20 protein-coding genes and 1 pseudogene are annotated in these 19807 nt (G+C 69.6%); 8 read left to right on the top strand and 13 right to left on the bottom strand.

The features are described from left to right. Window positions 1–21: 21 nt before the first annotated feature. Window positions 22–492 carry an SRPBCC family protein gene (locus ACFZBB_RS10675; protein WP_391119914.1) on the bottom strand — a complete coding sequence of 157 codons (471 nt, stop codon included), beginning with the start codon at window positions 490–492 and terminating at the stop codon, window positions 22–24. A 31-nt stretch (window positions 493–523) separates the two neighbouring features. Beyond that, window positions 524–1324: an SDR family NAD(P)-dependent oxidoreductase gene (locus ACFZBB_RS10670; protein ID WP_391119912.1), complete on the bottom strand. Its 801-nt coding sequence runs from the start codon at window positions 1322–1324 to the stop codon at window positions 524–526. Window positions 1325–1458: 134 nt separating this feature from the next. Between ACFZBB_RS10670 and ACFZBB_RS10665 the strand changes: the two genes are divergently transcribed. Further along, window positions 1459–2010 carry an isochorismatase family protein gene (locus ACFZBB_RS10665; protein WP_391119910.1) on the top strand — a complete coding sequence of 184 codons (552 nt, stop codon included), beginning with the start codon at window positions 1459–1461 and terminating at the stop codon, window positions 2008–2010. 250 nt (window positions 2011–2260) lie between these two features. On the opposite strand, the gene ACFZBB_RS10660 is transcribed toward ACFZBB_RS10665, so the two are convergent. Further along, window positions 2261–2578 (bottom strand): hypothetical protein, encoded by a 318-nt coding sequence (locus ACFZBB_RS10660; protein WP_391119908.1) that lies wholly within the window; start codon window positions 2576–2578, stop codon window positions 2261–2263. 50 nt (window positions 2579–2628) lie between these two features. Between ACFZBB_RS10660 and ACFZBB_RS10655 the strand changes: the two genes are divergently transcribed. Beyond that, complete coding sequence (locus ACFZBB_RS10655; RefSeq protein WP_391119906.1) at window positions 2629–2844, top strand: hypothetical protein; 216 nt, start codon at window positions 2629–2631, stop codon at window positions 2842–2844. Window positions 2845–3205: 361 nt separating this feature from the next. After that, window positions 3206–3505, top strand: a complete 300-nt coding sequence (locus ACFZBB_RS10650) for a plasmid stabilization protein (protein WP_391119904.1) — start codon at window positions 3206–3208, stop codon at window positions 3503–3505. Window positions 3506–3741: 236 nt separating this feature from the next. Here the strand turns inward: ACFZBB_RS10650 and ACFZBB_RS10645 are convergent, their stop codons facing one another. The 7 genes and pseudogenes from ACFZBB_RS10645 to ACFZBB_RS10615 form a co-directional block, all read right to left on the bottom strand. Further along, complete coding sequence (locus tag ACFZBB_RS10645) at window positions 3742–4530, bottom strand: DNA-formamidopyrimidine glycosylase family protein (RefSeq protein WP_391119902.1); 789 nt, start codon at window positions 4528–4530, stop codon at window positions 3742–3744. Window positions 4531–4683: 153 nt separating this feature from the next. Then, the gene (locus ACFZBB_RS10640; RefSeq protein WP_391119900.1) at window positions 4684–4809 is read right to left on the bottom strand and encodes a hypothetical protein; all 126 of its coding nucleotides are present in this window, start codon (window positions 4807–4809) and stop codon (window positions 4684–4686) included. Window positions 4810–4956: 147 nt separating this feature from the next. After that, window positions 4957–5523 carry a DUF488 family protein gene (locus tag ACFZBB_RS10635; protein ID WP_391120148.1) on the bottom strand — a complete coding sequence of 189 codons (567 nt, stop codon included), beginning with the start codon at window positions 5521–5523 and terminating at the stop codon, window positions 4957–4959. Window positions 5524–5665: 142 nt separating this feature from the next. Beyond that, window positions 5666–5830 (bottom strand): annotated as a pseudogene (locus tag ACFZBB_RS10630) (ubiquinol-cytochrome c reductase iron-sulfur subunit); the annotation flags it as partial. 450 nt (window positions 5831–6280) lie between these two features. After that, the gene (locus tag ACFZBB_RS10625; protein ID WP_391119898.1) at window positions 6281–6505 is read right to left on the bottom strand and encodes a hypothetical protein; all 225 of its coding nucleotides are present in this window, start codon (window positions 6503–6505) and stop codon (window positions 6281–6283) included. 295 nt (window positions 6506–6800) lie between these two features. After that, a complete protein-coding gene (locus ACFZBB_RS10620) occupies window positions 6801–7004 on the bottom strand; it encodes a cold-shock protein (RefSeq protein ID WP_010982331.1) in 204 nt (67 codons plus the stop codon). 487 nt (window positions 7005–7491) lie between these two features. Beyond that, complete coding sequence (locus ACFZBB_RS10615; RefSeq protein ID WP_355338602.1) at window positions 7492–9021, bottom strand: UDP-N-acetylglucosamine 1-carboxyvinyltransferase; 1530 nt, start codon at window positions 9019–9021, stop codon at window positions 7492–7494. 320 nt (window positions 9022–9341) lie between these two features. Here ACFZBB_RS10615 and ACFZBB_RS10610 point away from each other — a divergent pair, with 320 nt between their 5' ends. Then, window positions 9342–9860 (top strand): hypothetical protein, encoded by a 519-nt coding sequence (locus ACFZBB_RS10610; RefSeq protein WP_391119895.1) that lies wholly within the window; start codon window positions 9342–9344, stop codon window positions 9858–9860. A 15-nt stretch (window positions 9861–9875) separates the two neighbouring features. Here the strand turns inward: ACFZBB_RS10610 and ACFZBB_RS10605 are convergent, their stop codons facing one another. The 3 genes from ACFZBB_RS10605 to ACFZBB_RS10595 form a co-directional block, all read right to left on the bottom strand. Further along, window positions 9876–11105 carry a hypothetical protein gene (locus ACFZBB_RS10605; protein WP_391119893.1) on the bottom strand — a complete coding sequence of 410 codons (1230 nt, stop codon included), beginning with the start codon at window positions 11103–11105 and terminating at the stop codon, window positions 9876–9878. After that, window positions 11102–11959, bottom strand: a complete 858-nt coding sequence (locus ACFZBB_RS10600) for a class I SAM-dependent methyltransferase (protein ID WP_391119891.1) — start codon at window positions 11957–11959, stop codon at window positions 11102–11104. The genes ACFZBB_RS10605 and ACFZBB_RS10600 overlap by 4 nt, the downstream gene beginning before the upstream one ends. A 103-nt stretch (window positions 11960–12062) precedes the next feature. Then, complete coding sequence (locus ACFZBB_RS10595; protein WP_391119889.1) at window positions 12063–12659, bottom strand: hypothetical protein; 597 nt, start codon at window positions 12657–12659, stop codon at window positions 12063–12065. 363 nt (window positions 12660–13022) lie between these two features. On the opposite strand from ACFZBB_RS10595, the gene acnA reads away from it, so the two are divergent. The 4 genes from acnA (at window position 13023) to ACFZBB_RS10575 (ending at window position 19604) form a co-directional block, all read left to right on the top strand. Continuing rightward, on the top strand, window positions 13023–15737 hold the full coding sequence (gene acnA, locus ACFZBB_RS10590; RefSeq protein ID WP_355338617.1) for an aconitate hydratase AcnA: 2715 nt from the start codon (window positions 13023–13025) through the stop codon (window positions 15735–15737). 485 nt (window positions 15738–16222) lie between these two features. Then, window positions 16223–17620, top strand: coding sequence for an N-acetylglucosamine/diacetylchitobiose ABC transporter substrate-binding protein (gene ngcE, locus ACFZBB_RS10585; RefSeq protein ID WP_391119887.1), 1398 nt, complete (start codon window positions 16223–16225; stop codon window positions 17618–17620). An 81-nt stretch (window positions 17621–17701) separates the two neighbouring features. Continuing rightward, on the top strand, window positions 17702–18634 hold the full coding sequence (locus tag ACFZBB_RS10580; protein WP_355338623.1) for a sugar ABC transporter permease: 933 nt from the start codon (window positions 17702–17704) through the stop codon (window positions 18632–18634). Window positions 18635–18647: 13 nt separating this feature from the next. Next, the gene (locus ACFZBB_RS10575; protein ID WP_188282656.1) at window positions 18648–19604 is read left to right on the top strand and encodes a carbohydrate ABC transporter permease; all 957 of its coding nucleotides are present in this window, start codon (window positions 18648–18650) and stop codon (window positions 19602–19604) included. Window positions 19605–19807 lie beyond the last annotated feature (203 nt).

The raw sequence follows: 19807 nt of genomic DNA, 5'->3' as shown, positions 1-19807 counted from the left end.
GACCCGTCGGGGTGATCGGCATCAGGAGCCCAGGTGCTCCGGCCCCGGATCGCGCGGTGCGGACTGTTCCACCACGTCCGCCAGCCGCTTGAGCATGCTGCGGTGCCTCACCTGCATGAACGCGTCCACAGCGACGTTGTGGAGCGACCCTGCCGCGCCCCGCAGCGGATGCTCATCGAGAACGACCAGGCTGTCCTTGTCTCCCCACGGCCGCACATCCAGAGCGATCCTGGCGGTACCGAGCAGACCGCTGTCCGCTTCCAGCTCCAGCAGGTGTGGTGCCTCGCTGCGGCGCACGACGGTGCGGCCGCCGCCCTTCCACGGGCCCAGCACCACCTGGTAACCGAGGTCGGAACCGACCTGCGGCCAGTCACCGCGGCCCGGTACGGAATCGGCCACGCCCACCACCCAGTCGGGGTAGCGCGTCGGCTCGGCCAGCACGTCCCATACCTGCTGTGGGGACCGCTCGATCAGTTGGTGCCGAACCGCCATTGCCCCTCCTAGGGGAGTCCGTCCTCCGCGCTCAGGCGCCGCACGGAGGATCTGCGAGCCTCTGGCCAGCATAGGAAAGGTCATCCGGTACCGCCGCCGGAGATCCCCAACCCGAGTGGCGACGAGCGACCCCCCGGCAGCCTGCCGGCCGCGCTCTCACCGGCCGCCCGCTCCGAGCAGGCCCGTCGGCCGCAGCGTCCCCCCGGGCGGACATCTTGGGCAGTCTTCTGCGGGCCGTGCGGGTCACCGCCGCGGGCACGGCCGCGCGCCCGACTTGTATGGCTCTGAGCCAGCCGGGCATGTAGACCGCGCCTGAGCGCCGCTCGGCGGCAGTCGCCAGCCGCGCGGCGACGGCAGGCCCCCGGCCGACATCGCGTGCGGGCCACGGCAGACCGGCCCGCAGTTCACGCATGACGGCGTGTTCGTTCGCGCTGCGTGTCAGCTCGGTGTCGATCCGGTTGAGGTACGCGATCCCGACCGCCACATGCCGGGGGGCGAGTTCGGCCTGGAGGGCGCGTGCGAACGACTCGAACCCGGCTTGGGCGGCGCTGTACGCGCTCATCAGGGGTGACGGGGCCAGCGAGGCCAGGGAGGCGACCTGGAGGTAGTAGCCCTGGTGGGCAAGGAGGTGTGGCAGAAACGTCCGGGCCGTGACGGCGCTGCCCACCAGGTTGACCCCGGCGACGCGTCGCCATGTCGCGGGATCGGATTCGGCGAAGGGGCCGCCCTCGGCGACACCGGCGTTCGCGACGACCACGGAAGCGGTGCCAAGCCGTTCGGCGACGTCGGCCGCGGTGCGGCGCATCGCAACGTCCTCCGAGACATCCACCACCCAGCAGGCGGTACGTCCCGGCCCCTCCCCGCAGCGCCCGCGTCGGTCCTGGAAGCGGTATCTTCTGGACGGCGCTGAGCGCAGCCCCGCCGTGTGGACTCGTGGAACAGGCGTCGGCGAGCAAGGATGGCGATATGGGCCACAACAGCACCGCGACGTGTGCGCTCGTCGTCGTCGACATGATCAACGCGTACGGGCATCCCGACGCGGAACTGCTGCTGCGGTCCGTCCGTGACGTTCTGCCAGGGGTGCGGACCGCCATCGACTCGGCCCGAGCCGCGGGCGTCGACGTGATCTACGTCAACGACAACTTCGGCCGCTGGCGGTCCCACCACCAGGAACTCCTCGACATGGCACTGCAGGGCCCACACGCGGACCTGGTCAAACCTGTGGCGCCCGACGAAGACGCCCTTTTCGTTGTCAAGGCCCGGCATTCCATCTTCTACCAGACGCCTCTGGAGTACCTGCTCCAGCAGAACGGGATCGGCCACGTCGTCCTCTGCGGGCAGGTCACCGAGCAGTGCATCCTCTACTCCGCGCTCGACGCCCACATCCGGCACTTCGACGTGACGGTCGTCGAGGATGGCGTGGCCCACATCCACGCCGACCTGGCTCAGGCGGCGCTGCGGATGATGGAGCGCAATATGGGGGCTCAACTGCGGAGCGCCGAGGACCTGCCCTTCTGAGGACGGGGGCGGGCGGCGCCAGGATTCCCGTTCGGACCAACGCTCAGGGGCCGAGAGCCATGCCTTCCTTGGAGCGATCGGTCCGGTGGGACGGGGGCGCCGCCCCCTCACGAGCCGCGTGGCGCACTTTCAGTGCCGTTCCCCTTCGGGCGCCGGGTGAGCGAGCCCGGTGCGTGATGTCCCCCGCGTGGCCCCTGAACGCGCGGCGTGATCCGGTGGGCGTGCGGGACCTGCCGTCACTGTGAGGGCCTCACTGATCGGCGCTGGGCACCTTCAGGGGATCGCGGGGCGCGGTCGGCTTGGCGGCGGCGAGCTGCTCTCCCAGGTCGGCCAGGCGGTTGCGTCCCAGGGCGGCCCTGCCCTGCGGGAACCACTCCTGTTCCTCCTCCGGGAGCTGACCGGCGGCATCGGCGTGGACAGGGTCATCGACGCGGTGGGCGGCGACGCGCAGGCTCCCGCTCGCGGTCCCGCAGCCCGCCAGGCCGCCGAACGCGCCGACCAGGACGAACGCGAGCGGGAGCCTGCGCGTCGACCAAGCAGCCCCGCAGAGCCATCCCAGCGGCGACACCTGGATGCCGGGCGACGCCCGTCACAGGCGGCCCGCTGGGCGTGCGGGCGGTGGCGAAGGCCGGCACGATCGGCACGGTCGGGGTGTACCCGCCGCAACTGGACAGCTATCCGTTCGGCGAGGCCTTCATGAAGAACCTGACCCTGAAGTCCGGCAACTGCCACCACCGGGCCTACCTGCCGCACCGGGTCTCGCTCGTCGCCACCGGCGCTCTGGACCCGGCCCCGCAGGCCAACCGCTGGCCGGATATCGAGGACGTGATATAGGCGTACGCCTCCTTCGACCGCCGCGAGTCGGGCTGGACCAAGGTCGCCCCGGACTTCGGCGGCGAGGGCCGGATGCCGCCCGCCTCCGGCGAGCACGCCGGCTCGGGTGCCGCCACAACCGCGGGCGCCGCAGGACCCGAGGCCACCGGCTGACCGCCACCTCCGCGTCGCGTGTGTGCCAGTCTCCGTGCGGGTCAAGCGGACAGAGAGAACACACGCACGGGAGGCGAACGATCATGAACGAGCAGCAGGCTGCTCGGCCGACCCACATACCGATGGCCCGTCAGAGCGATGGCCGCAGGAGAGCCGACCGCGTCCGGACCTGACTGCCCGCCCGGGTCGAGCCGGACAGCAGGGAGAGGTGGCGCTATCCCGCCGAGGACCAAGGCGCCGTCGAAACCGGGGGGCCTCGGAGCGCCGCGCCAAGGAGATCGCGGCGCGGACCGTGAACAAAGAGCGCGCCCGTTCGGGTGGGTCCAGGATGTCGAGCCGCACCTCCACCAAGGCCCCGCCGTCCTCCTCCCAGCGCGGCGGCGAACGCTCGCACCGCGGCGCCCAGGGTCCCACTAAGGACCAGCTCTACGAGGAGGCCAAGAAGAAAGACATCGAGGGCCGCTCCAGCATGAACAAGCAGGAACTCCGCGAAGCCGTCGGCCGCTGAGTCACGCTCGTGCCGCCACCGAATCATGCGGAACGAGTGCAGCGCGCCAACGGGGCGAAGTACGACGCGAGCGGCCGGATGGCGCCGACCATCCATCCCTCGGCCGCGCTCAGGGTAGAGGACCGGCAGGCCGTGCAGACCGCCTCGTCACGATCTGCGGGGGGCCGCCCGCCTGTGCACCCTGAGACGGCAGCCCAGGCCCGGGCCGCGGTCCTGGGGCGTTCGGGACCGCGCGATCACCGTTCGGGCTGGCAGTACGGACACCACACGCTCGTTCTGCCTGCGAACTTTCCCCGGAGCAGCGAGCTGCCGCAGCGTGGACACTGCAGCGTCTTTGCTTCGCGATGCCCCGTGAGCCAGGAGCGCCGGGCGGGGACTCGTTGCGCCCGGACCGACAGGTGGAGGACCTGGCGCATGGTGGAGTACAACCGATCGACATCCCTGCCGCTCAGTTGGTTCGCGGCTGTGGCGGGGTGGAGGTGCGCGCGCCAGAGGATCTCATCCGCCAGTAGGTTGCCGAGGCCGGCGAGCGCCGACTGGTCCATCAGCACGGCTTTGACCTTCGCCCGTCGCACGCCCAACTCCCCCCGGAAGTACTCACGGCCCACCGCCAGAGCATCGGGCCCTTGCCCGGCCAGGGCGCGTTCCGCAGCTGCCTGCGAGGTGGCAAGGCGCAGACCCTGGAGTTTGCGCTGGTCCCGGTAGCGCAGCTCGAGGCCGCCGTCGAGAAGGACTCGCACGCGGTCGTGCCGGTGCGGCGGATCCGTGGAGGGGGAGCACAGCAGCTGCCCGGTCATTCCGAAATGCAGCAGCACCACCGCCCCGCCCTCTACCCGTGCGATCAGCCATTTGCCGCGGCGCTCGACCGCGACAAACCTGCGACCCTCCAAAGCGCGGGCAAAGCGGGGCGCGCTCACTCCACGCAGAACCCCGGCATCGGCCACCTCGACCTTCTTGATCTGCCGACCCCGGCCGCACGAGTCAAGGGTCCGGCGAAAGCCCTCGACGTCAGGCAGTTCAGGCACCGCGCGCTCCTTCCGGACAAGCCGCCTCGCCTCCAGCACCTCAATCCCGCCGCGCGGACGGATGACCTGAGCGAGGCACCCGACCCGTCGGTTCGACCGGCTCAGGCGTAGTCCTTGGACTGGCGGGGGTCCTCGGGCGCGTCGTCAGCACCCTCATCGGGAGAAGTTCAGCCCCTTGGGGGTCGGCACGCTCTCGTCGACCGTGCGCCTGCCTTCCTCCCCGCCCCCGCCCTCGCGATCCTCGTCGTCATGCCGCGCGTCGTCATCCTTGCTGGTCATACCTGCCATCCCTTCTCCTGGTCCTCGCACAAGGTGCGCCTTTCCTGCGGCAGCCCCACGAAAACGTCCCGCGACAGGCGCCCGTGCCCGCGCAGCGGGACCGTTTTCTCGGCCCCGGCACGACGGTGGCGGAGGCCGCGCGGTCCGTCAGTTGCGGGAAGAAGCGGCGGTGTCGTCGTAGACGAGCAGAGCGTCGTCGCGCAGTCGTGCACCGGGTGTCGGGCGGTGCGCGGTGAGCCGCCCACCCGGCATCAGGTGGAGGACCGGGACCCCGCGGGCCAGGAGGGCGAAGTCGGCGATGAGGCGGCGGTGGCAGCGCCACCACACGGCCTCGCTGCACATGACCGCCGTTCTCCGGTCAGCGGCTTGCGACAGCAAACGGTCCATCGCGGCAAGGAAGAGCGGATCGCGGGTGTATCCGGCGTAGCCCCTGAAGGATTCATTACGCCACACGACGTCGGGCGAGTCGGCCGCAGGACGGCGGAAGCCGCCGAGGTCCTTCTCCCAGCGGTAGCCGATCCCGTACCCGGGCAGCCACTCCGCCAGCCGTTCTCGGCCGACGTCGGAATTGCGCCGGCTGCCCGGTGCGGTACGGACGTCCACGACGGCGGCGATCCGGGCGCCGAGCAGAAGGCCGGCCAGCTCGGCACGACCCGCGGTGCTGTGGCCGACGGTGATCAGCGGATGAGCAACCACCTCTTCATGGTCCGCCATTCCCGACCAGAGTGCGCTGTGAGCGACGAGATGCCTTCGGCACAGAACACCGAAGGGGCCGCCCTTCTCAGCCGGAGCCACCGACTCCCCCACGGCCACCACGTCCATGGCGGGGCGGGACGTGAACCCGCATACGCCCGGGTCAGGAGTCCGTGGTGCGTGACTCAAGCGGACGTACGGCCGGGCCTTGCAGGACGGTGCCGTCCACGTCGGAGCGGGATCCGTGGCAAGGGCATTCCCAGGTGGTCTCGGCGGCGTTGAACGCCACCAGGCAGCCGAGGTGGGAGCAACGTGCGGAGACGGCGTGCGGCCTGGTAGGCGAGGTCGCCCAGGGCAACGGCCGCCAGGTCCCGGTCTCCGGCCTGGTGCGCAGCGTGAACGGCGGCCTGCCAGTGCCGTTGGGCCGCTGCGTGCTGTCCGGCGTCGAACCGCATCCAGCCGGCCAGGTGCGCGAGGTCGGCTGCCACGGTGTGGAGCCTGCAGTGGATAGCGGCGGGGTAGTTGTCCTGCTCGATGAGGTCGATCGCGGTGTCCAGGTGAGCGTCGACCAGCGTGCGTAACTGCGGGGACGGTCCCGAGGACAGGGCCCGCAGTTCGCCTGCGCGTGCCTCCAGCCAGGACAGCAGCTCCAGGTCGGTCCGCTGGCCGTCGAGGGCGCGGGCCAGGCGGCGCGGCTCCACACCGGCCCATCCGGAAGTAGCAACGCATCGAGCGCCGAGGGAAGCGCTATGCGTGCGGATACGTCAGTTGAGCAGCGTCAGGAGCGGTCGTCCTGTTCGCGTGCTCTCCGCTTCCTGGGCCGAGGGCGTAGGCGGTCGTAGAAGTTCAGGCCGGCCGTAGCCGCGGCGAGGATGATCATGAGGATGGAGAAGATCCGCAGGGCGCCGTGACCGGTGATGGCCTGGTTGGCGAACCAGATTACGGAAACGCTGGTAAGGACGCCGGCGAGAGCCTTGCGAAGGAGATCCATGAGCAGGGTCAACTTCCCACGGGAGCGAGGCGCTGGAGGCTGCCAGCTCGTGAGAGCTTAGGCGGGTGGCTGGATCATCCTGGACGATGGCCCGCATCACGGTCGGGCAGCGTAGGAAAATGGTGGCATCGGATGCGGCAGTCGAGACACGCGGGAATGGGGCCTTCCCCGGTGCCGTGATGGTGGCCGGTCCTCGGACCGGGTCAAGGTCGTTCGTCCTCGGCTTCGCCTGCGGGCGCCTCCACCTTGACCCGGTCCTGCGGCCGGCGAACGCGGCACCTGTCCGGGGAAGGCCCCTTCAGGCATGCTAGGCGGGGGTGATGTTCTCCGCCTGGGGGCCCTTCTGGCCCTGGGTGACGTCGAAGTTCACCTTCTGGCCTTCCTGCAGCTCACGGAAGCCGGAGCTGGCGATGTTGGAGTAGTGGGCGAAGACGTCGGGGCCCCCGCCGTCCTGCTCGATGAAGCCGAAGCCCTTCTCCGAGTTGAACCACTTGACGGTTCCGCTGGCCATTTTGCCCTCCAAGGGGGACTCGAGTTCGGTTCCCGCACCGTGCGGGGACCGTAGGTGATCGCCGTGGCCCTCAGAGACTCTGAACAGCACAATCGCCCGTGCGCATCTCACGGGCGACCGGTACTTCGGAACCAAGACAGCTGGCTCCGACGCTACACCGGCAGCGCGCCCTCAGCGGACCATGCCCGTGCTCGAACTCCGGTGTGCCTGAACGCTGGTGGCACACCGTCACCCGGACCTGCGCCCGCGCCCAGGTGAGGCCCAGGGGAACGGGACAGCGGAACGGACTTCCTGCCCCGCGCCGGTGCACGGGGCAGCGCCGCGATCGACACGATCTTTGCGCAAAGCAGACGGTGAGTTGGGCCTGACGAGCGTGGCCTGACGGCCGCTGTGGGCGCAAAGTCCCTGAGTAGTCCCTGAGCTGCCGCCGCACCCCGCCCCGACCCGCTCAACAGCAGGTCAGACGGGGCGCGGTGGCATTCGCGTGTCAGATGTCGCGGAAGATCTCGATCTGGGCGCCGATGGAGTTGAGGCGCTCGGCGAGGTCTTCGTAGCCGCGGTTGATGACGTAGACGTTGCGGAGGACGGAGGTGCCTTCGGCGGCCATCATGGCGAGCAGGACGACGACGGCGGGGCGCAGGGCCGGCGGACACATCATCTCGGCGGCGCGCCAGCGGGTGGGGCCCTCAACCAGGACGCGGTGCGGGTCGAGAAGTTTGACGGCCGCGCCGAGGCGGGTCAGCTCGGTGAGGTAGATGGCGCGGTTGTCGTAGACCCAGTCGTGGATGAGAGTCGAGCCCTGGGCGGTGGCGGCGATGGCCGCGAAGAAGGGGACGTTGTCGATGTTGAGCCCGGGGAACGGCATCGGGTGGATCTTGTCGATGGGGGAGCGCAGCTTGGACGGGCGGACGGTGAGGTCCACCAGCCGGGTGCGGCCGTTGTCGGCGCGGTACTCGGGAGTCAGCTCGTGGTCGAGCCCCATCTCCTCCAGCACGGCCAGCTCGATCTCCATGAACTCGATCGGCACCCGCCGGATCGTCAGCTCGGACTCGGTGACGACGGCCGCGGCCAGCAGGCTCATCGCCTCGACCGGGTCCTCGGACGGCGCGTAGTCCACGTCGCGGTCGATCGAGGAGACGCCGTGCACGGTGAGCGTCGTCGTACCGATGCCGTCGACGCGGACGCCCAGCTCCTCCAGGAAGAAGCAGAGGTCCTGGACCATGTAGTTGGAGCTGGCGTTGCGGATGACGGTGACGCCGTCGTGCCGGGCGGCGGCCAGCAGCGCGTTCTCGGTCACCGTGTCGCCGCGCTCGGTCAGCACGATCGGCCGGGTCGGGGTGACGCTCCGGTCGACCTCCGCGTGGTACGTGCCGTCCGTCGCGGTGATGTCCAGGCCGAAGTGGCGCAGCGCGTTCATGTGCGGCTGGACCGTACGGGTGCCGAGGTCGCAGCCGCCCGCGTACGGGATGCGGAAGCGGTCGGTGCGGTGCAGCAGCGGCCCGAGGAACATGATCACACTGCGGGTGCGCCGCGCGGCCTCGGTGTCCATCGAGTCCAGGTCGAGGCTGGCGGGCGGCACGATCTCCAGGTCGTTGCCGTCGTTGATCCAGCGGGCGCGGACGCCGATGCTGCCCAGCACCTCCAGGATCCGGTAGACCTCCTCGATCCTGGCCACCCGGCGCAGCGTGGTGCGCCCGGCGTTCAGCAGGGTCGCGCACAACAGGGCCACGCAGGCGTTCTTGCTCGTCTTGACGTCTATGGCGCCGGACAGGCGACGCCCGCCGACCACCCGCAGATGCATGGGGCCCGCGTAGCCGAGGGAGACGATCTCGCTGTCCAGCGCCTCGCCGATGCGGGCGATCATCTCAAGACTGATGTTCTGGTTGCCGCGCTCGATACGGTTGACTGCGCTCTGGCTGGTCCCGAGAGCCTCGGCGAGCTGGGACTGTGTCCAGCCCCTGTGCTGCCTGGCGTCCCGGATGAGCCTGCCGATACGTACGAGGTAGTCGTCGGTCATATCGCCGAGGCTATCTCACATATGAGATGCGGCAACCGCAGATCGGCCGTCCGTGACGGACCCCACTCCGGTCGCGTGCCATCCGGCGTACGCCAGCGCGTACCGCCCGTGCCCGCACCCGCGACCGCCATCACCGTACTCGCGGGTGACGGCCGCGCAACCCGGACGCGCAACCCGGAGCGCTGCCCGGCCGCGCAACCCGGAGCGCTGCCCGGCCGCGAAACCCGGCCCCACAACCCGACCGCGCCGCCCCGGCCCCCGCGACCCGATGCGCACGCCCCGGCCACGCGCCGCCGCGGGCGTACGGCACACTTCCGATCATGCTCACGCCCCTGCGTTCCCCACGGCCCACGCGGCCCCGGCCCGCGCACCGCGCGGCCGGTGCGGGACTGGCCGTCGCCGTACTCGCCCTGGCCGGAGCGCTCGCCGGGTGCGGCGGCGGCGCGGGCCCCTCGCAGGACCAGCCGAAGCTGCCCTTCGGCTGGTCGCCGAGCGGTCCCTCCCGGACACCCCCGACCTGGGCGGAGACGACGGGCGCCGCGGCCACGCGGGGTACGGGATCGCCCTCGGCCGGCTCGACGTTCGCCCTCACGGCGCCGCCGGCCCGCGCGGGCGCGACCGCGGTGACGCCCAGCGTGAGCGGGAACGCGCGCACGTGCCCGACCCCCGGACACCCGTATCGCGTGTGCGGCCACTACAAGCTGGTCTGGCCGACGGTCGACCCGTCCGCGCCGTGCGTCGACAGCGACCAGGGGGTCCACGGCGGCAAGACGTATGTGTGCGTTTACGGCTACTGGGTGGAGCTCCCGAAGGTCCCGGCACCGGCCACGCCGACGTAGCGCGGACGCTGCCCGCTACCGCCCGTGCGGTACGAAGATCCGCTCGTCGTCGGCCGCGCCCCGCGGCGCCGGAACGCCGCGGCGTGCCACCCGCCGCGGCGTACGCGGCAGGACCACGGCCAGCAGGCAGCACACTCCCATGCCGAGCAGCCCGGTGATGACGCCGAGCTTGGTGGCCAGGGAGACCTGCGGCAGGACGAACACGGCGATGTCGAGGCCGAAGGACGCGGCGCTCACCACCGTCAGCGCCGCCGCGACACGGTTCAGCCGGGCGTCCAGCGCCTCCGCGCGCTGCGAGGACGCGGCCAGCAGGGAGTTGCTGACGTAACCGAGGAGCTTGTCGGCGCGCTCCTGGGTGTCGTCGAGCCCGATCACCTGACGCGCGGAGAGATAACTGGCCCGGTGCGCCTGCGTCGACTCGATCCGGTAGCCGTCGAGATGGTGGAAGTCGGCCCACAGACCGTCGAGGAACCGCCGGAAGGCGTGCACATCGGCGGTCTCGGGGTGGCCGTGCGCCAGGTCGGCCAGCACCCACCTCCCGGCGACGAGCGCGCCCACCAGCAGTGACTGCTGCGCCACCGCGATGTCCGTGGGCTCGGTCATGGTCAGCAGATCGTGCAGCGGCGTCGCCGGATCGCGGTCCCAGGCGTACGTGTACGGCAGCAGGATCCGGCAGTCGGGGCCCGATATCAGCGCGGGGACCCGGGCGTCGGCCGCCCACGGCGGGTCCCGCGTCACGAAGTGGCAGTTGTAGCGCGCCGATTGACGGTCGATCGGCGAACCCGTCCCGGCCAGCGCGAGATCGGGCCGCAGCGCGATCCCCTGGACTAGACCACTGGCGACGGCCGCGGCCAGCACCGCCGTCAGGATCGGTGCGTCCGCCTCCCGCAGGGCCTGGTTGACGGTCGCGTCGAGCGCGTCGAGGTCGTGCAGCGCCATCCGCCGCAGATCGGCCTCGTGCCGCAGCGCGTAGACCACGAGCACCGTGCCCGCGGTCAGGATGCGCGCGTGGCAGGCCACGATCTCCGTGCCCGGCAGGCTGATAGCCGGTCCGACCATGCCGGTCAGGTCCATCTCGATGGTGGTGTCCGGGTTGTACGCCAGCGACCGCAGGCCCCCGACTACCGGCCGTAACTCACCGTGGCCCGGCACCGCGACCAGCTCCAACGAGCTGACGGGGGAGCGGTGGTGGAGCGGATACGCCCGGCTCTGGAGGTGCAACACCTCGCTCGCGCCGCCGCTCATGCCGCCGCGCCCGCGCGGCCGGTGCCGGAGCCGGGGGTCCAGGAGACCGCCACGTACTCCGGGATCAGGTCGGACTCGCTCACCGACACCCCGCCCAGATAACGGCGTTGCAGATCCTCGGGGCCCCGGTCCTCGATCGCCGTGCCCAGCAGCGACTCCAGCTCGTCGTGGGTGAGATGGCTCGCGTCCGCGGGCACCGACCTGCGCAGGAACCAGTCGCGCTGCTCGGCCAGGACGCGGCAGCCCGCCGCCGCCGCGGGCCAGTAGCTGACGGCGGTCACCGCCGTCGTACCGAAACCGGCGCCCAGCGTCACCACCGACCGTGCCGCGTCCCCCGGCAGATAGAAGACGACGCCCTCCGCGACGTACGCGATCGGCCGACCGGCCGCCAACTCTCGCGCGGCGGCGGTCACTTCGGCGCGGCCCTCCGCGCTGTTCAGATCGGCCGCGAGATGCCGCACCTCGCGCTCCGGCGCGACACCGGACGCCGTCAGCTCCGCCGCCCGCCGCCGCTTGGCCGCCGCCATCTCCGGCAGGTCCACCTCCAGCGCCGCGGGGAACGGCAGCAGCCAGGGATACGAGGAGAAACCGGCCCCGCACACCACGAGCACCGTGTCCGGGTCGGCGCGCAGCGCCCGCGCGAGGGTGTCCGCGATGTAGCGTCCGCGCAGCGACACCACCAGGTCGTCGTGCGGGTACACCTCGTCGGCGAACTCCCGCCACAACTCCCGCACCGCGGGCCGGTCACCGTCCGGAATCCACGCGCCCGCCAAGGGATCCTCGGCGAGACCGGGCTTGCGCGCCCGCGACTCGTTGACCAGATACGCGGTCAGTTCGACCCCACCATGCTGCATGACCCGTAGACCCCCGAGTGTGTGACGTTGCGTCACCCACCTTGGTATCACGTCCCGTTGCCGTTGTGGATCTCCCCGTCGGCCGTACGACGGGTCCCGCGGGTCAGGCGCGTCGCCGCGCCAACTCCGCTTCCCTGGCGTCGAGATACGGGCCGAGGTCGGTCACGGTCGCCAACCGGACCTGTCCGATGGGCACTTGGTGCCCGACGACGGTGACCGTGACGGATTCCGCATCCGCGTCCGCATCCGTATCGGTATCCGTCGCCGCCTCGATCCGCGCCGCCCACCACGTCCCCTCCGTCAGCACATCGGCCGCCCGCGGCGCACCGCCCACGACGACCTCCGCCCGCGACATACGGCCCGCCCCGGCCTCCCGCGCCGAGGGGTCCTCGTCCGCCCGCGGGTACCCGTCCCGCTCCAGCCGCAGCGACTCGGCCAGGCTCACCGGCGCGGCGTCACGTACCGCGCTGGTCACCCAGAGCGCCGCCTCGTCCTGCCCCGACCGTCCGTGCCGCACGGTGATCCGCTGCCATACGTCGTCTCTCCTGTGGCCCTCGGCGAACCACGCCGGTTCCGGCGCGGGACCGGTCGCCGCGAACACCCGGAAAGGCGGCGCCCCGCGCAGCGCGGCCATCCGCCGCGCCGCCTCGGCCAGGACCTCCGCGACCCTCGCGCCCTCGTCCTCCGTCGCGTACCGCATGAGGACATTGTCCCGGCACCCGTCAAGCGGGCACACCCCCGCGCGAGGCCCCGCGCCCTGTCCCGCGTCCGACCCGCCGCATGGCGCGCCCCGTCCGACCCGCCCGCCCGTCCGACCCGGCGCGCGCCACGCCGCCGTCCCCGGCGGGCCGGGCATGACCCAGCGGCGGTCATGTACTAGAGTTATCTCGACATCGAGATATCTGCTGAGGCGTACGACGACCGCACCGCACGAGGTAAGGGTTACCTAACTAGAGCCCACCTTAGCGGACCGGCCGGCGGGCATGTCACCGACATGCGGCCGGGCGGGGGACCGCGGTGGTACGCGCGCAATGACGCAAGACGACGCATGAAGGAGACTGTCGTGTCGGCGAACAGCTTCGACGCCCGCAGCACGCTGCGCGTGGGCGACGAGTCGTACGAGATCTTCCGGCTGGACAAGGTGGCGGGCGCGGCCCGGCTGCCGTACAGCCTGAAGGTGCTGCTGGAGAACCTGCTGCGTACCGAGGACGGCGCGAACATCACCGCCGACCACATCCGGGCGCTGGGCGGCTGGGACTCCCAGGCCCAGCCGAGCCAGGAGATCCAGTTCACGCCGGCCCGCGTGATCATGCAGGACTTCACGGGTGTGCCCTGCGTCGTGGACCTGGCCACCATGCGCGAGGCCGTCAAGGAGCTCGGCGGCGACGCCGCCCGGATCAACCCGCTCGCCCCGGCCGAGCTGGTCATCGACCACTCGGTGATCGCCGACCGCTTCGGCACCGCCGACTCCTTCGCGCAGAACGTGGAGCTGGAGTACGGCCGCAACAAGGAGCGCTACCAGTTCCTGCGCTGGGGCCAGACCGCGTTCGACGAGTTCAAGGTCGTCCCGCCCGGCACCGGCATCGTTCACCAGGTGAACATCGAGCACCTGGCCCGTACGGTCATGGTCCGCGGCGGCCAGGCGTACCCGGACACCCTGGTCGGCACCGACTCGCACACCACCATGGTCAACGGCCTCGGCGTGCTCGGCTGGGGCGTCGGCGGCATCGAAGCCGAGGCCGCGATGCTCGGTCAGCCGGTGTCGATGCTGATCCCGCGGGTCGTCGGCTTCAAGCTGACCGGCGAGCTGCCCACCGGCACCACCGCCACCGACCTGGTGCTGACCATCACCGAGATGCTGCGCAAGCACGGCGTGGTCGGCAAGTTCGTGGAGTTCTACGGCGAGGGCGTCGGCGCCACGTCGCTGGCCAACCGCGCCACCATCGGCAACATGTCGCCGGAGTTCGGCTCCACCGCGGCGATCTTCCCGATCGACGAGGAGACGCTGAAGTACCTGCGGCTGACCGGCCGGGACGCGCAGCAGGTCGCGCTGGTCGAGGCGTACGCCAAGGAGCAGGGCCTGTGGCTGGACCCGGCCGCCGAGCCGGACTTCTCCGAGAAGCTGGAGCTGGACCTCGCCACGGTCGTCCCGTCGATCGCCGGGCCCAAGCGCCCGCAGGACCGTATCGTCCTGGCGAACGCCTCCCAGCAGTTCGCCCGTGACGTGCGCAACTACGTGACCGACGACGAGGAGGCGGGCAAGGAGTCCTTCCCGGCCTCCGACTCCCCGGCCACCCACAACGGCGTGCCGACCAAGCCGACCGTGGTGACCGCCCCCGACGGCAGCACGTACGAGATCGACCACGGCGCCGTCACCGTCGCCGCGATCACCTCGTGCACCAACACCTCGAACCCGTACGTGATGGTCGCCGCCGCCCTGGTCGCCAAGAAGGCGGTCGAGCGCGGTCTGACCCGCAAGCCGTGGGTGAAGACGACGCTGGCGCCCGGCTCCAAGGTCGTCACGGACTACTTCGACAAGGCGGGCCTGACCCCGTACCTGGACAAGCTCGGCTTCAACCTGGTCGGTTACGGCTGCACCACCTGCATCGGCAACTCGGGCCCGCTGCCCGAGGAGGTCTCCAAGGCGGTCAACGAGGCGGACCTCGCGGTCGCCGCGGTGCTCTCGGGCAACCGCAACTTCGAGGGCCGGATCAACCCGGACGTTAAGATGAACTACCTGGCGTCGCCGCCGCTGGTCGTCGCGTACGCCATCGCGGGCTCGATGAAGGTGAACATCACCGAGGACGTCCTCGGCACCGACACCGACGGCAAGCCGGTCCGCCTCCAGGACATCTGGCCGACCGAGGCCGAGGTCAACGACGTGGTCGCGTCCGCGATCGGCCAGGACATGTTCAACGAGTCCTACCGCGACGTCTTCGCGGGCGACGCGCAGTGGCAGGCGCTGTCGATCCCGACCGGCGACACCTTCGAGTGGGACCCGCAGTCCACCTACGTCCGCAAGCCCCCGTACTTCGAGGGCATGACGATGGAGACCACCCCGGTCACCGACATCGAGGGCGCCCGCGTCCTGGCCAAGCTCGGCGACTCGGTCACCACCGACCACATCTCCCCGGCCGGCGCGATCAAGGCCGACACCCCGGCGGGCAAGTACCTCACCGGACACGGCGTCGACCGCCGCGACTTCAACAGCTACGGCTCGCGCCGCGGCAACCACGAGGTCATGATCCGCGGCACCTTCGCCAACATCCGGCTGCGCAACCAGATCGCGCCGGGCACCGAGGGCGGCTACACCCGCGACTTCACCCAGGCGGACGGCCCGGTCGCCTTCATCTACGACGCCTCGCGCAACTACATCGAGCAGGGCGTGCCGCTGGTCGTCCTGGCGGGCAAGGAGTACGGCTCCGGCTCGTCCCGCGACTGGGCGGCCAAGGGCACCGCGCTGCTCGGCGTCAAGGCGGTCGTCGCGGAGTCCTACGAGCGCATCCACCGCTCCAACCTGATCGGCATGGGCGTGCTGCCGCTCCAGTACCCCGAGGGCGCCTCCGCGGCCTCCCTGGGGCTCACGGGCGAGGAGACGTTCGCCATCTCCGGCGTGACCGAGCTGAACGACGGCACGACCCCGCGCACGGTGAAGGTCACCACCGACACCGGCGTGGAGTTCGACGCCGTTGTCCGGATCGACACCCCCGGAGAGGCCGACTACTACCGCAACGGCGGCATCATGCAGTACGTGTTGCGGTCGCTGATCCGCAAGTAACGATCAAGTGACGTTCCGCTACGGCGGATACGTAGAAGAAACCGCAGGCGGGCCGCGTTCCCCTCAGGGGAGTGCGGCCCGTCCGCTTATGTCCGTACATGCAGACCGGCTCGGCCCGGCTCGGCCTTCACTACTTGAACGCACTTCCGTGACAGTGGTGTTGACTAGTGAATACAAGATCCGGCGCGCTCGGGATCGGTGAGACATCCCACGTTTCGCGGAGGTCTCAACTCGGGAAAGCTTGCCGCCCAAACCCTCATTCGATCTTGCCCTGCCGACTGCAAGTGGACTATACCTGTCGGCGTCCAAGGAACCCGCTCACAGCGGGGCGGGGCGGGGGGGAACGTCGGGCAGAAACACCCGGCGGCCTACGGTGACGTACCCCTCCTCGATGGATGCACGGCATCACTCAAGCTTCAACTGTTCGCGGTCGTCGGCGGATTCCGCTGCACCGCATGAGTCCTGATGAGAGCGAGGACTTGAGCATGGGATCCGAAATGAACCGCCGGGATCTGGTCAAGCGTTCCGCGGCGCTTGGCCTCGTAGCCATTCCGTCGGCCGGTCTGCTGAGCGCCTGCGCGTCCAGCGGCGGTGACAGCAGTAGCGACAAGCCCACCAAGAGCGCGACTGCGGCCTCGAAGGACAACCCCTTCGGCGTGAACGACTCCACGGCCCTCGACATCGTCATCTTCGACGGTGGTTACGGCCACGACTACGCCACCGCGCTCGGCAAGCTGTACGAGTCCAAGCACCCGGGCTCCAAGTCCAGCGTTCTGCCCACGCAGGACATCGCCGGCAAGCTCCAGCCGCGCTTCAACGCCGGCAGCCCGCCGGACGTCATCGACGACTCGGGCGCCCAGCAGATCAAGCTGGACGTCCTGCAGAAGAGCGGTCAGCTCGCGGACCTCACCCCGCTGCTCGACGCGCCCTACATCGACGACCCGAGCAAGAAGATCCGCGACGTGCTCCAGCCCGGCACGATCGAGACCGGCACGCTCGACGGCAAGATGTACTCGCTGAGCTACATCTACACCGTGTTCGGCCTGTGGTACTCGGGCAAGCTGTTCAAGGACAAGGGCTGGACCGAGCCCAAGACGTGGGCCGACTTCATGTCCCTTTCCGCGGAGATCAAGAAGGAGAAGATCGCGCCCTTCTGTCACCAGGGCAAGTACCCGTACTACATCAACGTCGCGATCATGGACCTCATCGCCAAGAACGGCGGCCTGGAGCTCCAGAAGCGCATCGACACGATGGACCCGACGGCCTGGGACGACCCGGCCGTCAAGGCGGGCATCGAGGCGGTCTACGAGATCGTGGACAAGAACTACCTGCTGCCCGGCACCAACGGTCTGACCCACATCGAGTCGCAGACCGCGTGGAACCAGTACAAGGCCGCCTTCATCCCGTGCGGCTCCTGGCTGGAGAACGAGCAGATGAAGGCCACTCCGAGCGACTTCGACATGAAGTTCATGCCGATGCCGTCGCTCACGGGTGACAAGCTGCCCTTCGAGGCGATCCGGGCGGGCGCGGGCGAGCCGTTCATCGTCCCGGAGAAGGCCAAGAACAAGGCCGGCGGCCTGGAGTTCCTGCGCATGATGCTGACGAAGGAGGGCTCCGGCAAGTTCGCCGCCGCCGCCAACTCCCTCACCGTCCTCAAGGACGGCGTCGGCTCCGACGTCCAGCTCCGTCCGGGTACCGCGTCGACCGTGACCGCGCTGACCGCTGCCGGTGCGAACACGTTCAACTACAACTACCCGAACACCAACAGCGAGTTCGATGTCGCCCTGCAGAACCTGAGCGGTGAGCTGATGGCCAAGCGCCTCACCCCCGCCCAGTGGATCTCGAAGGCCAAGGCGCTCGCGGCCAAGGCCAAGAAGGCCTGACCCAGCGACGTCGTGCGGTGCGGGGGCCGGAATCCGTCCGGCCCCCGCACCGGCATAGCCCCTCGATCAGGAGCAGGATCCATGCAGCATCGCAAATACCCCTTCATTGTGGGCTTCCTCATCGTCCCGATCGTCCTGTATGTGACGTTCGTGATCTGGCCGTATCTCCAGACGATCGGCTACTCGCTCACGGACTGGAAGGGCGAGTCCCAGACCTTCAACTTCGTGGGCCTGGACAACTACACGACCCTGTTCCACGACTCCGTCTTCAGGACCGCGTTGTGGCACAACATCCTGCTGCTGATCTTCCTGCCGGTGATCACCATCCTGCTGGCGCTGTTCTTCGCCTTCATGGTGAACGTGGGCGGTCGCAGCACGGCGGGCGGTGTTCAGGGCGTCCGCGGCGCCGGGATCTACAAGGTCGTCTACTTCTTCCCGCAGGTCCTGTCGGTCGCGATCCTGATCGTGCTGTTCGGCGCGGTCTACCGCAGTGACTCGGCCGGTCTGCTCAACGGCGTCCTGGTGAAGCTGCACCTGGAGGACGCCAACAACCCCATCGAGTGGCTGAACGACCCCAACCTCGTGCTCTGGTGCCTGCTGGCGATCCAGGTCTGGGCGGGCGTCGGCTTCTACCTCGTGCTGTTCTCCGCGGCGATGCAGTCCATCCCCAAGGACATCTACGAGGCCGCGCTGCTCGACGGCGCGGGCCGCTCGCAGACCTTCTTCAAGGTCACCCTCCCGCTGCTGTGGGACAGCGTGCAGACCTCGTGGGTGTACATCTCGATCTTCGCGATGGACTTCTTCGCCCTGGTCTCCGGACTGACCCCCGGAACCGGCTACGGCGGTGGTCCCGACCACCACAGCGAGGTCATGGCGACCTACCTGATGCGCAACTTCCTGTCCTTCGGCAAGAGCGGTTACGCCTGCGCACAGGGCGTGATCATCATGCTGGTGACCTTGATCGTTTCCGCTGTCACGCTGCGGGTCTCCCGCCGTGACCGCATCGAGTTCTGAGCGGGGAAGCACCATGACCTCACCCATCACCGAGGCGCAGTCCGGCGGACTGCTGGGCCAGGTACCCGCTCAGGGCGGGCCCGGCAAGAAGCGCAAGGGCAAGGGAGCGGAGGAGGCCGGCTACGACGGAGCCGGCGGCCGGGTGCTCAACGTCTTCTCGCACGGCTTCCTTGCGGTCTGGGCGATCATGATCATCCTGCCACTGGCATGGATCATCCTCAGCTCGTTCAAGAACAACAGCGAGATCGGCTCCAGCGCGTGGTCCTGGCCCTCGCACTTCACCTTCGGCGCGTTCGGCCGCGCCTGGGACAAGGGCATCGGCGACTTCTTCCTGAACACCGTGATCGTGATGGTGTTCTCGGTGCCGCTGACCATGCTCTTCGGCTCGATGGTCGCCTACGTGCTGGCCCGGTACGAGTTCCCCGGCAACAGGTTCATCTACTTCCTGTTCGTCGGCGGCGCGATGTTCCCGTACTTCCTCGCGCTGGTCCCGCTGTTCTTCATGGTGAAGAACCTCGGCATGCTGAACACGTACCAGGGTCTGATCCTGGTGTACGTCGCCTACTCGCTGCCGTTCACGACGTTCTTCATGCACTCGTTCTTCAAGACGCTGCCAACGGCCATCCATGAGGCGGCGGTGCTCGACGGCGCCTCGCACACCCGGACGTTCTTCCAGGTGATGGTGCCGATGGCCAAGCCGGGCCTGCTGAGCGTCGGCATCTTCAACGTGCTCGGGCAGTGGAATCAGTACATCCTGCCGGTCACGCTGATGCAGCCGCAGACCAGTACCGACAAGGACCACTCCATGCTGGCCCAGGGCCTGGTGAACCTCGCGCTGTCGCAGGGGTACTCGGGCGACTACCCGGCGCTGTTCGCCGGCATGGTGATCGCGATGCTGCCGGTGCTGGTGGTGTACCTGTCCTTCCAGCGCCAGGTCCAGGCCGGACTCACTGCGGGCACCCTGAAGTAGCCCACGGCGGCGCCCCGAAGCGTCGTTGAGCAGGCCGTACGCCGCGAGGAGCGGCTCCGCGAAGCCGCGGAGCCGCTCCTCGGCGTTGGCGACCGATTCGCATAACGGTGTGGCTCTCCCCCTTGACGGGACATCACCCCAAACACTCAACTTAGAGTTCACATGTTGTAGACGACGGGGTCTCACCGATGTGGCAGGTACGA

Origin of the sequence: Streptomyces sp. NPDC008139, from assembly GCF_042957025.1 — a bacterium.
GTDB lineage: Bacteria > Actinomycetota > Actinomycetes > Streptomycetales > Streptomycetaceae > Actinacidiphila.
Note: the sequence above shows the minus strand (reverse complement) of the source record. Positions and strands in the feature narration are given on the sequence as shown.